Raw genomic sequence first — 14,745 nt, 5'->3', positions numbered from 1 at the left:
TTAGTTGTGCGTTAATATAGTTTCATAACCGCCATGCAGGAGGTATGGTGCATGGCGGTACTTTCCGTGGTTATGGTATCTCGTGATAGATACGTATCGTGAGACGGGCCTCCATACCGCTGATAGCGGAGGTACGGGAGCTGCGTTGTTGGCTGGCTTCGAAGGCGGTGACCTTGACGGAATCACGGCCGCGCGCTGTACCGTCTGTCGGAGCGGGCTGCCTGTCTAGTGTGATGTACAGCCCATAATTGAGGGCATATACGATGTGATCGGCCAGATCGAGGCTAAAGTCAGGGTCCAGCGATTCGACGTAGCTGATCTCTTCCTTGTTGAGGATGAACCGCATAGGCAGCCAAAAGGGCAGACCTACAAGGATGAGCGCCTGTTCATGAAGCTGTGTGCTGATACTGCAGCTGCGTAGATCGTTCAGGAATTCGTTGACTCCTTTTTGATCTAGGGAATACTTTTTCATAATTTGTTAAAAGTTTACGAGTTGTTAAAAATTACAGATGCGGTTCTGACATCTGCTGAGCGAAATTAGAAGACCGGAAACCGCAGCGCAAGGAATGTGGGGATGAGTTTTACGAACTTTTCGTATCTGGATATGGACAATCCGGAATCACGCTTATAGCTAGCGTAAAGGCTGTTGGTGCGCTTATGAACTTCCCGTCTTTTTTTATGAAGGGCTCCGTGATGAAGTGCTTATGTGCTCTTATTTAGTGATTTATGTTTTGAAAAAGTGACTTATGTCATTTTTTATATGCCGGGGATTCCGTAATTATGTGGGATAACCTAACGAATCTAATCATGTACAAATCAAAAACCTCTCTGTTCGCGCGTTTTAAAACTTTTAGCTATGCTTTTTTCAATTCATGGTACGGCTACGGCTGGATTCTCCTGCTGCTGGATGTGCTGTCTGCCCTAGTCATTACTTTCTTTACGACTGAGAAAGCGATTATTGTGAGCCTATGGAATAAAGCGCATCTCTATGCGTTGGGGCTTAATATACTGCTGCTGTTGCCTGTGGTATTATCGATTGCGATGCTGGTATATGCCATGGATACTTCCAGGTACTGGAGGAGGTCTGTTACTTCACGCTGGGCCCTGCAGGGGCTCCTTCTCCTAATGGTGCTTCCACTACTGTGTACTGCAACGGTCTATGGTCTGTACCGTGCCTGGCTGGGGGTGGATCTATTGGCGATGGGTTATCTGCAAAGGGATTTTGTGGTATTGCTAGGGATCATCGTATTGCTGCAGGTGTATTTTAAGGTGCGAAAGGAGGAGCTGAATAAACGACAGATGGTGCATAAAATGAAACGTCTGATTCATAAACAAAGAAGGACGTATAGATTTGCTTTGCATATGCAGGATAGGATGCTGAAAAACGAAGGGGATCATATGATACACCGGGCGGAGCTGCTACTGGAGAATGCACGGCTGGGGGCGGAACTGAAACAGCTGCAGGAAGCTTCTGAGAAACTGCTACAGGCGGAGCGTGATCGGATGGATAGTATGCGCCCCTATGCTAGGTTCAGCTGGGGGATGTTGCAGGGTATGCTGGATAAGGTGGATGTGAGTTTCGACCATACGACGTTTGAATCGGTCTATGTGCGCTTCATATCGTCGGTGTTTTTTGTCGGGTCGGGTGCGGCACGGCTATTCTATGTGCGGATGATGGATGGCAGGAAGGGAATGATCGCCATTAGTTCGCTCGCCATGCTGAAGGAGAAATATGCCGCGATATTGACGAGCGCAACGAGGGATGAATTGGTGAATGTACTGGCTCTGATCGAAATAGAGGTGCTGGAAGATAAAGGTTTTTTGCACCGTCTAGGTGGTGATCCTATTGCTGTGGCGAGGGACCGTGCCGAAAAACTGAAGCTGGAATATGTGGAAGTGCTGTCCTATATGGATGGGGCAAAAGAGCTGCTTGGTATCGGCGGGGAGAAGAAATAACGGCCACATAAGGCACAGGGATCGGGTGTAAGGAGCAGCTCTTTGCAGCGCCGGACTGAACGGGTGCTAGGGGATCAGCTTGGCATGGATATCATCGAGCGGTAGGCCGTAATAGTCGGCAAACTCGCGAAAGGTGAGCTCCTGGTGCTTTTGTTTGCCATAAGCATCTTTGGCCAGTTGATAGCGCCGGTGTGCCTGCCGTGGACTTAGATCCAGAATGATTTCGATATCTTTTGGGTATATACATAATCTGTTTTTTTTAGACATGATGGATGAGGTGTGTAGGGACTGATCCTGGCCAATACAGATGCAGGCCGGTGTCAGTCCCATAGTAAGACCATGGTTCTCCGATCAGCAAGATACCTCCCCATTAATTCAGTGCTCTGAAATTTACAACAGCCCTGTATTGAAGAATGTTAATAATAGATAGGTAACGTAATTCTTTATATATTGTTTGTGGGAAACTCCTACAAGGGCCACACGGAGGGTAGATATTCTATCCCAGATAGCCTGGAGAGCTACGACCTATAGTAGCTCTTTGGTACCTTCCCAGTACCTCTCTGGTACCTTTTTAGTACCTCTAGAGTACCTTTCCAGTAGCTTTATAGTACTTTGTTGTTGAGTTGTTAGGTGATGAAGTTATCGAGTTATCAAGAATAATTCGTTATCCAATAATCCCCGGCGATATTGAGATTCCGTCTCACTAGGTCTGTGATCTGGTTAACCTGATAACTTGTTCACTAGATAACTATTTTCTTGTCCCTTCCTGCCTCTTTCTGCCATATCCTGCCATCTTGGACAGGCCTCCTTTGTAGTCTTCACAGATTTGATCTGTCAAACAAAAATTGAATATCATGGCAAAACAAAAAAGTTTTATCAAAATGCAGGGGAAGGTGGGAGACCTTTCCTTCAGCAAGAGCAGGACGCGTGGCTACGAGGTGCGTACACCAGGCGGAGCAGACAGGCAGCGGATCATGACCGATCCCAATTTTCAGCGGACACGGGAGAATATGGCCGAGTTCGGTTCAGCGGCCGCAGTAGCGAAGCTGATCCGTACACAGCTCAACAACCTGATGTTGCGCTTTGGCGACAAGACGTTGCGCAACAGACTGACCTCCATAGTCCACCGCATCCAGAAGGCCGACGATGTGGGCGCCCGTGGCGAGCGGGTATTCAAACCAGAAAACTCGGGGTTGCTCAAAGGTCTGGAATTCAATGTCGGTAGTAGCTTGACCTTTATGTTTGGATTAGATCTACCTGTGGCATTGGACCGTACCACAGGTGAGGTCACGCTGGCTATTCCAACATTCGATCCACAGCGCACGGCCACACTATTACCAGGGGCCACGCACATGCGGTTTACACTGGCGGCGGTAGAGCAGACCTTAGATCCATTGCTGATCCCGCGCCCCGAGGTGATCGAATCGGCTTATATCCCGCTGATCGGTGAGCATCCGGGAGAGATCCTGAAGGTAGATCTACCGGTAGATTCTACGAAAGTGGTCTACATTATGGTAGGGATCGATATGTTTCAGCAGGTCAACTCGGTCTACTATTCACTGATGGATAATCCATACAATGCGATGAGTATTGTCGAGGTGGATATTCCTTAATTTAATGGTTAACGCTTAACAGGAATGGGCCTTGGGGCCCTTCCTAATCCAACTAGTCTTATCTAACTACTAAATACTAAAATCTAAATACTAACATCTAACTACTAAATACTAATATCTAAATACTAAAAAAAATGGCAACATTAACAAACAGACTACCTGCTTCCGGTCAACGCTGGAGGGTAGGGGATAATTTTCTTCTTTCGAATTTGAAGCATTACTTAATCAGTAGATTAGTGATAATAGCCTTATTATTTACTTTAACAGGAAAGCTCCTCGTTTTTGTAGATCCCATGGCAGGCATACTTGATCTCGGCATCATCACGGTGGGCATATTTGGCCTATTAGTAAGCCTTGCTGCAGTACTGTGCAGCCTGTGGTTGCAGGAGCTATTGTGGCAACCCTTCAAAGCATTCCGTAAGAATTTTCTTTCACACTTTAATCAATTGACATCATGGCAACAATGTATTCTTTATTTCTCGGTTTTCTTCTTACTGCTGCTTGCAGTGTTAATGGCAATGGGGATAGTTTTTTAATTACTTTTTTATGCCGCTCTGTAGCCGCGGCGGGGCCAGTTCCTTTTCTCTTGACAGAAAAGGAACCAAAAGGTCAAGGCTTGGCTGCTCCTCCTAAATTTAAACCCTGGATCCTAAAAATCAAAAACTCTCCCGATGTATCGGGCTCAAACAGTTTGATTTTCTTAACGGTTCCATTATTTAAATTCTTAACGGCATCACAGCCTAGGCCGTTTTTTAAAGCTAGGGCTATTCGTACTTCCTTACAATCGGGATTAATGTCGCCTGTGAAGATTCTGACAATAGCATTGGGAGGCACTAACGTACGGTCAGAATGTTCGAGCGACAAGGCTTGGACACTTGGCCGATACCAAGTGTCACGCCTGTCCGGCATGGAGGACAAAAGAAAACTTATAATAACTATTGCTTCTGCAGAACTAGGAACCAAAGAAGTCACAGGCAACAACGACGGTGCTCGTGTTGAACAATACCTCCGCTATACAAACCTCGGCCCTGGCTATGACTGGTGTGCCGCTTTCATAAGCTGGGTATATGGTCAGGCCGGCCTTTCACAGCCCCGTAACCCTTGGAGTCCTGCGCTATTTCCGAAGGCTAAAAGCTATAAGAATACCGATAGGATACAGCAGGCGGACCTTTTCGGCATCTACAGCAGTAGATTAAAGCGGATCCATCACGTTGGGCTGATCAAAGAAAAACAGGGGCAGTACATCCTGACTATTGAAGGCAACAGCAACGATCGGGTAGAATCCCGACGAAGACATCAGCGTACGGTGTATAGCTATGCGGATTGGATGGATTGATAGTATTTAGATATTAGTATTTAGTAGTTAGACTGAGTGAAACCCTAAAATTGCTGGCGGTGTTCTCTACCCCTTCTAACCACTCTAACCTTTCTAACCACTCTAACTCTTTAACCACATTACTCGTCACTCTCTAAATGAATGAGAACATGAACAAAACAATATATTTCCTGCTCCTCACGGTATGTTTCGGATGCAAAGTAAACAAAGAAAAAAGCGAACGGTTGCAGGAAGACAGGCAGGCGCGGAGCAGTCTGGAATCTACTACTTCTTGGACGCAGTTCAATAGTCAAGACAGCAGTTTACGCTATTGGTACTATAGGGGAGACAGCACATTCTTCTTTCATCCTGATCTCGGTCTGTGGAGCCGTTCGGGGGAGCTCGCTTATAGCGAACAGCGTGCGGTACAGCGACGCGTAACTGGAATTGCCCAACATTATGATTATGATAGCCTAGGTACCGAAAGCAATAAAATAGCGAGTCAAAGTAACAGTAAAATGTCCGGTAGTCCGGTAAAAGGCTGGCTGTGGTTTTTGGTCCTGATCCTCGTAGCGTTCCTGATCTATCGGTGGAGGAAGTGACAGTATCTCCCGTTCAGCTCGGAGCCTGATAGGGTTACTAAAGTTTGTTATTTATCGCAGTCATGGTTAATAAGCTGAGGTTTCGTGACTAAGAATGCTGATGATAAATCCTAGGATGATTTTGCGACGAATAGCTTGTTTATTCATCGCAAAAATGCGGTGAATAATTCTTGTATTCACTGGATAATGCTAGTAGTACTTCCTCACAATTACTCAATTTATCGCCTAGAAACCGAGCTTGCGAGCTCACCGGAGATAAATTTTTGACAATTGTAATGGGATGCAGAACCTTTGTGTCAAAAGTTTTGCTTCGCAGAGCACTTCGTGGTTCGAGCGACGAGTTTAGCTTCGCTGAGCTACACTTCGTTCCGGTTTTTGCTTCCTTTTTTGCGGAAAACGACGAAGTCCTCATCCATTCCTTTGAAATTAAAAAATCATTGGATAAAAAGGAAGAGCCCCGCCACAGTCTTGTCCCGAATTTCGGGAGCTTGAGTGGCATAAAAAGAAACCTTATTTTAATATCTTCGATCGACTAGCGACAATAACCATAATGATTCCAAAGATCGAGAAAAGCATATAGGAATACCGTAGATCAAAATATTCCGAAACAACCCCAATAACAGGGGGACCCATTAAAAATCCGAGGAAGGATATCGTTGAAACTAAGGTAAGCGATATACTTGCATTTATTTTTTTGTGCTTGCCGGCTACGCCATATACTGTCGGTATGGTACATGAGCCTCCGAGTCCAATTAGCATAAATGCGACGGTACATACAACTAAATTGGGGAAGAGTACGGAGAGAATCAACCCCGAGCTCATGAGTATGCCGGAGCATTGAACCACTTTTTTACGGCCAAACTTAATAATGAGGTAATCTCCTAAAAATCTTCCGACAGTCATCATGAATACAAAAGAGGTATATCCAAGAATGATCAGTTGGTCCGGCGCCCGTACAATATCCTGAAAGTAAACGCCGCTCCAGTCAAACATAGCTCCTTCTATAGCCATACTCAGGAAGCCTATAATCCCCAGTTGAACTAATGTGCTGTCTAGATGTCTAAAGATACTTGTGCGGTCATTTTCTTTGCTTTCCGAAGCCTCGGTCCGGATTAAAAATTTAAAGTTAACGCCCCATAGGATAAGAATAAGTAGAAGTATAAGTAAGAAATGGACAGTTGTGCTGAGGTTTAGATGGACCATAAATAGGGCTATTAAAGCGCCTGCGAATCCGGACACACTCCATGCACCGTGAAAAGATGACATCATCGGTTTACCCATTATAGATTCTAATTCGACACCCTGGGTATTTATGGATATATTACAGAGATTGCCTGCCACGCCAAAGAGAAATAAGCAAATGGCTAACTGTAGGATCGTTGTTGATAAGCCTATGGCGAGTAAAATAAAAGGGTAAATCAGAAAAGCAAGAAGTACTATGGTTCTACTACCGTATTTATCTATGATTTTCGCAGACTTGGGCATTGTGCTGATCTGTCCGATTGGCATAAGCAAAAGGAGGGTGCCTAATTCTGCATCTGATATATGGAGATGCGTTTTGATACTGGGTATTCTACTGGCCCAGGAGGAAAGGATAAGGCCGTGGGAAAAGAAAAAAAGAGAGATGGCGAGGCGTAGCCTGTTGTGCTGTGTTTTTGTATGTGGTGTCATATTTGATGTTCCTGTTTTCTAATAGAAACCTTTTGGTGCGAAAGTAGGGTATCATCTGGAGGTTGTGGTATTCCATTTCAAGTCTTGTATGTTCGATTTTAAGGATTTCAGAAATTAACTTTTCTAATTAACCACGGCAGTGATTCTGGTTTTATATTTTTACAAGAAAAAAGCAATGGATCTCTTAAAAATATCTGATCTGAATTCTACGTATGACGTGCAGTACCCTTTTTCAATGCAGGAGCTTTTCCTGATAAAGGATGACGAATCGAATCTATCTTTTTTCGATTTGAGTTATCAGTTTAGAGGACTTGTATTATTGTTTTGCAAAGAAGGCGCAATGGCAGTCCGGGTAAATGGTGCAGACTATTCTCTTGCCCCCAAAGCAGTACTGACTATATTGCCGGAGATGACGGTAGAGCCCATAGCACGCAGTCAGGATTTTAAGTCTTTCACTGTGGTGATGTCTTATGATTTTATAGAAAAGTTTACGATACTACCGGAGTTGATCAGTAATACGGAAGTGTTGGATTCACCCCTTATTTATGCCAATACGCAGGACAATGAACGGATAGAAGAAATTTCCGGACTGATTGCCAAGTATTATAGCCAGCCTAAAACAATACCGTTAAACCAGGTTATACAATATCTGGTGTATGCGTTGATTACAGCGGTATCTAAATCGTATGAATCACTGACTCTAAAGGAAAACCTACAAAGGAGCAGAATTAACGAGATTACGGACTCTTTTTTCGTGTTGCTAAATGAATATGGCTATTTGCAGCGCAATGTTGCTTTTTATGCGGCGCATTTGAACATGACACCTCAACATCTCAGCTCCCTGATCAAGAAAAGAACAGGGAAGTCTGTGAAGTCCTGGATTGGTTTTGCGGTGATTAATAAGGCAAAGGAATACCTGAAGGATACGTCGCTCTCTATTAAAGAAATTAGTTACAAGATGGAATTTGCGGATGATTCACTTTTTTGCCGCTATTTTAAACGTTATATCGGACAGACACCGAACGAGTATAGAAATCAGTAGCCGTAATAAAGTTTTTTTATTACGTCGCGACACAGATTTTAGATAATATGCACATTTATTCCTTTTAAACGAATATTTTTAAAGTCTGAAAAAGAATACCTTTGTAGGTACATTTAATAGAATGAACGCTAGGATCAATATATTATTTTCCTTTTTCTTTTTTGGCCCGCCAGGGCCGAGATAAATTAATATGTCCGTTACGTACGGATATCAACATCAGATTTTACTTCACGGATTTTTAATATTAAGTACTGCGGCAGGTCTGTCGCGGACTATAAGTACAATAATAAATATGAATAATATCCCAAAGACTATAAATGAAAAGCGTAGTCTAAAATTACATCAGAATAAATTACATCCGATTTGTCAGTTGAAAGAGAAAATTCAGCGTTATTTCCACGGTTTTACGCATTTTGACGATCTAAATGAAGTCGTCAGTATACAGGGGAATTTTGATGAGTTGCTCGTGCCACAGGATCATCCGGCTCGATCTACGAATGATACCTATTATGTAGATTCAGCTCATGTGTTAAGAACACAGACTTCTGCGCATCAGAACGAATTATTGAGAAGAGGCTATGAAAGTTTTGTGGTCACAGGTGATGTGTATCGAAAGGACACGATTGATCGCACACACTATCCTGTTTTCCATCAAATGGAGGTGGTCAAGGTATTGCCCAAAGGCACAGACGCTCTTTCTGACCTTAAAAGTACGCTATCGGGACTAATAGAATATCTGTATCCAGGCAAAGATTATAGATTCCTGGACGATAGTTTTCCGTTCACAGAGCCATCGGTGCAGATTGAGGTTTATCAGAATGAAGACTGGATGGAAGTTCTGGGAGCGGGCGTAATCCATCCTAAGATCCTGGAAAACTGTAATATTGACGCCACAGGTTGGGCTTTTGGATTAGGCCTGGACCGTCTTGTGCTTTCATACTGCAATATTCCGGATATACGCTACCTATGGACTACAGATGAGCGTTTTCTGAAACAGTTTAAAGATGGCCTGTCCCAATTCCAGGAATATTCGAAGTATCCCCCTGTTTATAAGGATATATCATTCTGGGTTAATAGGTATACAGAAAATAGAGAGGAACTCTGGTCTGAATATAATAATTTTTGCGAGATCATTCGTGAAGAAGGACTTGACCTGGTGGAGGACGTTACGCTTCAGGATAAATTCCAGAAGGAGGGAAGGACATCACTCTCCTATAGGATTGCTTATCGTTCCGGTGAGCGTACGCTATCTAATGAGGAGATCAACCTGATCCAGGAGAAAATCAGACTACTTCTTTCGGAAAAGTTTGCGATTGTCTTGCGGTAGTTGTTAAATAGGTTCTGCAGACGAATGCTTTGCAGAACCTATTATCATAACACATAGGATAGAGGGGCGCAAATTTTTAAAACTTTATTTCCTATACGCTGTCAGAGTTACCCCTGTTTGCCTCTTGAAGTAGCGGGCCAAATACGAGGTGTCCTCGAAATTAAGCCGGTCAGCAATTTGCTTGATGGACAGTTCGGTCGTACTCAAAAGGGCTTTAATTTCTAATATGACTTGCCTGTCAATCAGGCCCTTTGGTGAATCGTTTAAAAAGTCTTTAGTGATCTGGGAAAGATAATAAGGTGTAATGTTTAGTTTGTCTGCATAGAATTCGACCTTTCTCTGTTCCGTACTATGTTGAGTGATTAGTTCCCAAAACTTCCAACATAGCAGTTCCTTTCGACTGTATTGATGTTCTACATTAATTTCTGTCCGTGAAAGCGTTTCCGATATTTGGAGAAAGAGATTTTGCAGACTATTCCGCAACATAATATGCTGATGTGTTGTGCATGTGTTTTTGATGTGTTTTATTTGCGTTATCCATGCATGTAATAGGCCGACTTCGCTGCCCTGAGGCCGGCAAAATGGAGATTGATGTAGGACCATGAAGAGCTGATTGGGTAAATCATAGGCTACATCGGTGGCCAGATTTCTATCTACAAGACAGTAGAATGCTTTGAAATTGGCGGATACTCTTTGCACAACGGTAATATAATCCTCGGCTAAGACCAGTATATCATTCGGCTTTAATAGATAATTCTTAAAATTAACGCTAATTACCGAGGAGCCTTCAAGACATATTATTAAGGATGTATACCTGAGCTGTAAGGGATATCCTAGACCTTGACATAAATTGCTTTCCCCAAGTACTAACACTTCATTCCCTTTGAAAATATCTGGTATATAATTCATCATGTTGCTTTCTGTTTTTACATCAAATTCATACTTTGTATAGTATAATATTTGTTTTTGTTTTGAAAAGTACCCAATGTACTAAAATTTTGCCTGAATATGCTGTGATTAAAGACTGTAATTTTGCAGCGTACATTTAAAAATAGAATGTTATGATTTTAGAGACAGAAAGATTGATTTTGCGTCCATTCAGAGCTGCTGATGCAGCAGACTTATTCAAATATGCGAAGGACGAGAGAGTAGGGCCGATCGCGGGTTGGCCTCCACACAAGAGTGTGGAAGAAAGTAGTGAAATCATCAAAACCATATTTTCGCAGGACGGCGTATTTGCAATAACACTCAAAGACGACGACATCGCTATTGGGATGATCAGTCTGATTTTAGGAGAGAAGAGCAACTTTCCAATCACCGTATCGGAAGGCGAAATTTCATACTGGCTGGGTGTTCCATTTTGGGGCAAAGGCATAATGCCTGAAGCAATCGCCGAGGTGGTACGCTATGGCTTTGAAGATTTGAGATTAGTGAATATATGGTCAGGTTACTATGATGGCAACGCTAAGTCCAAGATAGCACAGGAGAAGTGTGGGTTCCGTTATCATCATATAGAAGAAGGTAGCGTAAACGACTTAATGAATGACATACGTACAGAACATATCAGCCGTATGACACGAGACGAATGGACAATGGCTGTCTTAGGTAAGGTCTCATTCTAATCAGCGCCCCCTATAGGGGGCTACTGATTAGCTATGGGTGTACAATAAGCCATTAAACATCAGGCTATGTGTTTATTATGACAATAAAAAAGCACTATAATATTACAAAATGCACATAGTTGAGCGAGATGTGCTAATAGAAAAATAGGGTAGACTTGTAAATTTGAGAAGCAGGGAAAGAAAGCAGAATAGATACAAGAAGTGAAAAGTTTTTGGAGGTAAAATGAATACAAATAGAATGATTTTTTCCGGATTGGAGGAACTAAAGCCATATTTTTCCAGTTTTAACGAGTTGTATGATATCTGCCTGGAAGGAGATTATGAGCCTTGGTACGGTATGGGGTACTGGGATAATACGTATAAACCATTTTTCTTGGTACAGGAGGATAAAGTGGTTGCAAATGTTTCTGCATCCCCCATGCGCATTGTTCTGAATGGACAGTCCCATAATGTGCTGCAGATTAGTGCAGTGATGACACACCCAGCTTTCAGAGGTCAGGGGCTGTCTCGCTATCTGATGAACTACGTTATGGACCATTACCAGGGACAGTTTGAATTTATATACCTGTTTGCGAATGTGGAGGTTTTAGATTTTTACCCCAAATTTGGTTTTGTCAGGTTAGATGAAAGCAGATTCACGCTTAAGGATCTATCCGGTTTAGAGCCATTAGATTCCGATTGGAGAAAGCTTTCTATTGAAGTTAGCGAAGATAGAAGTCTAATGGAAAGATTTGCTAAAGACCATAGACCGGTATCAAAGACCTTGTCTTTTGAACCTGATCCTTGTTTGGCGACCTATCATTTTATACTACAGTTTGAGGATTCTCTATATTATTCAGCACATTGGGATTGCTTAGTAATCATGGAATTTGAAGAAGAAGAACTGAATATTTATGATATTTTTTCAGATCGGGATTACAGATTGGAGGAGTTGATCCCTTCTTTAGTTAAGACGCAAACCCAGGAGATCAGTTTCTTTTTTGTTCCCGATACGGATTTTGGAGGAAAACTCGAGGTGGAAAAATATCCTTTCGATGAGGATGCTCTTTATATATCCCGAACACAGAAAGGATCTATTTATGGAGAACTTTGTCTTTCCGATCACTTCTCATTATTAAAGACCGTGTTTTGAACAGGAGGTATATATGAAGGCAATTGTTATTGGCGCATCAGGGCAGATAGGCTATGCTTTTTATCAGCTGCTGAACAAAGGAGGCTGGGAAGTCGTATTGCTCTCCAGAGGTGAAATATCGTATGCAATCGACGAAGACAGTACAACAGTACTGCACTTTGATAAGAAAGATAAAGCTCTATTTAGAAAAATGATGAGCGCTGGTGCTGACCTGGTCATCGATTTGATTGCTTTTGGCAGAGAAGATGCGATGCAGTTACTAACCTATCAGAAGGATTATAGTAGTCTTATCGTATTGTCATCTTCTAGTGTATACTGCGATAGAGACGGACGGACGCTGGATGAGGCCGCCACGACTGGTTTTCCTAATTTTGATAAGCCTATTTCAGAAGCGAATCCTACGGTGGAAGCTGGTGAGCAGACTTACTCCACTAGAAAAGTAGCATTAGAGCAGGAATTATTATCCGGGTTAAGTATTCCGTTGACTATTTTGAGGCCCTGTGCTATTTACGGCGCTTATTCGCATCATCCTAGAGAGTGGTGGCTGGTAAAGCGGATGCTGGATCAGAGACCGATCATTCCCTTGGCCTACCATGGGCGAAGTATATTCCATACTACTGCTGCAGCATTGATCGCCAAGGTAGGTTTAGCGGCTAGACCTCTGGCGCAACAGCAGATTATAAACGTTGGGGATAGTCGACCGTTATCCGTTTTTGAAGTGGCAGATGTTATAGCGGCGTACCTAGGATACGAAGGAGTACTGTTGCCGATGGACAAGCAAGTAGGTGCTTTAGACCATGTCGGTCTAACACCATGGTCTATTCCTCGAAGTTTTATACTTGACACAAAACGTTCTGAAGAGATTCTTGCTTCTCAGGATTTAACGATAAGCGACTATTCTTCCTCCATAAGTCAATATCTATTGTATTTATTAGATATGTACGGGGACAAAAAATGGGAATATCTCTTCCCTCAGTTAGCGGCTTACCCTTATGAACAGTTTGATTATGAGGTTGAAGATGCATATATAAATAAGGGATAAGGGAGAACGGTTTTATAAAGAAAGACGACAATTTCGGTGTTCTGAAATTTAAGCGATCTATTTTAAACAATGAGATCGCTTCATTTCATTCGCAACGACGTATACAATTACTACATATCGTTTAAGGAATAGCCTACAAAATGCTGTTTGTATTTTTTTAGTTCAGTGGACAGCGTCTGTGCTTTTTGTTTCAGGATATCAATATCGATTTTTTCGACGTTGCGCTTTACTTCTGCAAATACCGCAATCTTATCGAAGTCATTGAGAGCTACAATATCGATCTCATTTTGATTCTGTTTCTCCCAATAGGTGCCAATCACATTGTAACTCTTTTCTAGTTTAAGCTTTTCGATAAAATATTTTTCAAGTATTTTGCCTGAATAGGTCGCATAGTCCCGGTCTACGATCTGTCTGATGTATGCCAGATTATTGGCTTCTACAGCACTGCGGTTTTTGTAAATAAATCTAAACCAAAAACTCAGGAAATTATCTTCGATGCTATATTTGACGCTCCGGCTATTGGGTTTTGATAGTACAGGGCGGACACGCTTTATCAGGCCATACTCGTTCTCTAGTCGATCAAGAAAGCCTCCGACCTGTATCTCTAGAATCGATTCTATTTCGGCTCTCGAAGTTTTGCCTGACGCTATGAGCGAAAGGATAGAGAAATAATTACCATAATCCTTTCCAAACTCCTCAATAAGCACATTTCTACCCTCATCCAAAAAGAGCGAGTTCTCAGACAACAGTGCATCCAGTATATCAGTATGGGTGAATGCATTTGCTTCTACTAGTAGTTCTACGTATTTGGCGACGCCTCCGGTTATCATATAAAAAGCCAGGAGATCTTCGCTCGTGTACTGTGGGTAATAATCCTGAAGAACTTCTTTTAAAGTGATAATATCGAAAGATTTGAGCAGGATACGGTTGTTTGCTCGTCCAAATAAGGGCTCTTTTGCTCCTTCAAAGATCCTTAGCATTAAGGAATAAACAGAGCCACATAGTATCAAGTTTATCTTACTATCAGATTTATGAAGGTCCCATAGCTTTTGCATATCCGAGAATATAGAGCTATTGATCGAAGCAAACTCCTGGAACTCATCGATGATAACAGTAAAATGTTGTTTTTTAGATAAGTCCATCAACCATCCAAACAAATCTTTGAATGTTTTTATTTCACCGAAGAAGGGGATGTTTAGACTTTGCTTTATAACCTCTGTGAATTCTAAACAAAGTAATGCCTCGCTCTTTTTGGCAACAAATAGATAGATATGTTGCGTGTCTTCATATGCTTTGAGTAGTAGACTGGTCTTACCAATACGTCTCCTCCCAACCATAAATGTCATCTGAGCTACATGTGTCGACCGATCCTCAATCTTTCGAAGTTGTAAAAGTTCGTTTTCTCTATTATAAAATTTCATCC

The 14,745-nt window shown here is 42.3% G+C and carries 15 protein-coding genes; 10 read left to right on the top strand and 5 right to left on the bottom strand.

The window, feature by feature from the left end:
- Positions 1 to 70: 70 nt before the first annotated feature.
- A complete protein-coding gene (locus JKG64_RS04475; RefSeq protein WP_210353131.1) occupies positions 71 to 472 on the bottom strand; it encodes a hypothetical protein in 402 nt (133 codons plus the stop codon).
- A 335-nt stretch (positions 473 to 807) separates the two neighbouring features.
- Between JKG64_RS04475 and JKG64_RS04470 the strand changes: the two genes are divergently transcribed.
- Complete coding sequence (locus tag JKG64_RS04470) at positions 808 to 1,956, top strand: hypothetical protein (protein WP_210353130.1); 1,149 nt, start codon at positions 808 to 810, stop codon at positions 1,954 to 1,956.
- Between the two features lie 66 nt (positions 1,957 to 2,022).
- Here the strand turns inward: JKG64_RS04470 and JKG64_RS04465 are convergent, their stop codons facing one another.
- Positions 2,023 to 2,286, bottom strand: coding sequence for a hypothetical protein (locus JKG64_RS04465; RefSeq protein WP_210353129.1), 264 nt, complete (start codon positions 2,284 to 2,286; stop codon positions 2,023 to 2,025).
- Positions 2,287 to 3,104: 818 nt separating this feature from the next.
- Between JKG64_RS04465 and JKG64_RS04460 the strand changes: the two genes are divergently transcribed.
- The 4 genes from JKG64_RS04460 to JKG64_RS04445 all read left to right on the top strand — a co-directional run bounded on the left by JKG64_RS04460 (position 3,105) and on the right by JKG64_RS04445 (position 5,486).
- Positions 3,105 to 3,569 (top strand): hypothetical protein, encoded by a 465-nt coding sequence (locus JKG64_RS04460; protein ID WP_210353128.1) that lies wholly within the window; start codon positions 3,105 to 3,107, stop codon positions 3,567 to 3,569.
- Positions 3,570 to 3,703: 134 nt separating this feature from the next.
- Positions 3,704 to 4,105: a hypothetical protein gene (locus tag JKG64_RS04455; RefSeq protein ID WP_210353127.1), complete on the top strand. Its 402-nt coding sequence runs from the start codon at positions 3,704 to 3,706 to the stop codon at positions 4,103 to 4,105.
- Entirely contained in the window at positions 4,024 to 4,905 is an 882-nt protein-coding gene (locus tag JKG64_RS22985; protein WP_246512475.1) for a CHAP domain-containing protein, read from the top strand. Before JKG64_RS04455 ends, JKG64_RS22985 begins: the two co-directional genes overlap by 82 nt.
- 149 nt (positions 4,906 to 5,054) lie before the next feature.
- On the top strand, positions 5,055 to 5,486 hold the full coding sequence (locus JKG64_RS04445; RefSeq protein WP_210353126.1) for a hypothetical protein: 432 nt from the start codon (positions 5,055 to 5,057) through the stop codon (positions 5,484 to 5,486).
- A gap of 510 nt (positions 5,487 to 5,996) precedes the next feature.
- On the opposite strand, the gene JKG64_RS04440 is transcribed toward JKG64_RS04445, so the two are convergent.
- Positions 5,997 to 7,157 carry an MFS transporter gene (locus JKG64_RS04440; RefSeq protein ID WP_210353125.1) on the bottom strand — a complete coding sequence of 387 codons (1,161 nt, stop codon included), beginning with the start codon at positions 7,155 to 7,157 and terminating at the stop codon, positions 5,997 to 5,999.
- A 175-nt stretch (positions 7,158 to 7,332) separates the two neighbouring features.
- Here JKG64_RS04440 and JKG64_RS04435 point away from each other — a divergent pair, with 175 nt between their 5' ends.
- Together JKG64_RS04435 and srmL are read left to right on the top strand one after the other, a co-directional pair.
- Complete coding sequence (locus JKG64_RS04435) at positions 7,333 to 8,199, top strand: helix-turn-helix domain-containing protein (RefSeq protein WP_210353124.1); 867 nt, start codon at positions 7,333 to 7,335, stop codon at positions 8,197 to 8,199.
- A gap of 292 nt (positions 8,200 to 8,491) precedes the next feature.
- Positions 8,492 to 9,526: a PheS-related mystery ligase SrmL gene (gene srmL / locus JKG64_RS04430; RefSeq protein WP_210353123.1), complete on the top strand. Its 1,035-nt coding sequence runs from the start codon at positions 8,492 to 8,494 to the stop codon at positions 9,524 to 9,526.
- 84 nt (positions 9,527 to 9,610) lie between these two features.
- On the opposite strand, the gene JKG64_RS04425 is transcribed toward srmL, so the two are convergent.
- A complete protein-coding gene (locus JKG64_RS04425; protein ID WP_210353122.1) occupies positions 9,611 to 10,438 on the bottom strand; it encodes a helix-turn-helix domain-containing protein in 828 nt (275 codons plus the stop codon).
- Positions 10,439 to 10,587: 149 nt separating this feature from the next.
- On the opposite strand from JKG64_RS04425, the gene JKG64_RS04420 reads away from it, so the two are divergent.
- The 3 genes from JKG64_RS04420 (at position 10,588) to JKG64_RS04410 (ending at position 13,322) form a co-directional block, all read left to right on the top strand.
- Positions 10,588 to 11,148 (top strand): GNAT family N-acetyltransferase, encoded by a 561-nt coding sequence (locus JKG64_RS04420; protein ID WP_210353121.1) that lies wholly within the window; start codon positions 10,588 to 10,590, stop codon positions 11,146 to 11,148.
- A gap of 223 nt (positions 11,149 to 11,371) precedes the next feature.
- The gene (locus JKG64_RS04415; RefSeq protein ID WP_210353120.1) at positions 11,372 to 12,280 is read left to right on the top strand and encodes a GNAT family N-acetyltransferase; all 909 of its coding nucleotides are present in this window, start codon (positions 11,372 to 11,374) and stop codon (positions 12,278 to 12,280) included.
- A 13-nt stretch (positions 12,281 to 12,293) separates the two neighbouring features.
- Positions 12,294 to 13,322 (top strand): NAD-dependent epimerase/dehydratase family protein, encoded by a 1,029-nt coding sequence (locus JKG64_RS04410; RefSeq protein ID WP_210353119.1) that lies wholly within the window; start codon positions 12,294 to 12,296, stop codon positions 13,320 to 13,322.
- Between the two features lie 110 nt (positions 13,323 to 13,432).
- On the opposite strand, the gene JKG64_RS04405 is transcribed toward JKG64_RS04410, so the two are convergent.
- The gene (locus JKG64_RS04405; RefSeq protein ID WP_210353118.1) at positions 13,433 to 14,743 is read right to left on the bottom strand and encodes an ATP-binding protein; all 1,311 of its coding nucleotides are present in this window, start codon (positions 14,741 to 14,743) and stop codon (positions 13,433 to 13,435) included.
- Positions 14,744 to 14,745: the final 2 nt, after the last annotated feature.

Origin of the sequence: Sphingobacterium tabacisoli, from assembly GCF_017908035.1 — a bacterium.
Taxonomy (GTDB): Bacteria; Bacteroidota; Bacteroidia; order Sphingobacteriales; family Sphingobacteriaceae; genus Sphingobacterium; species Sphingobacterium tabacisoli.
The sequence above is the reverse complement of the archived record's forward strand: the minus strand, read 5'-3'. Positions and strand labels throughout refer to the sequence as shown.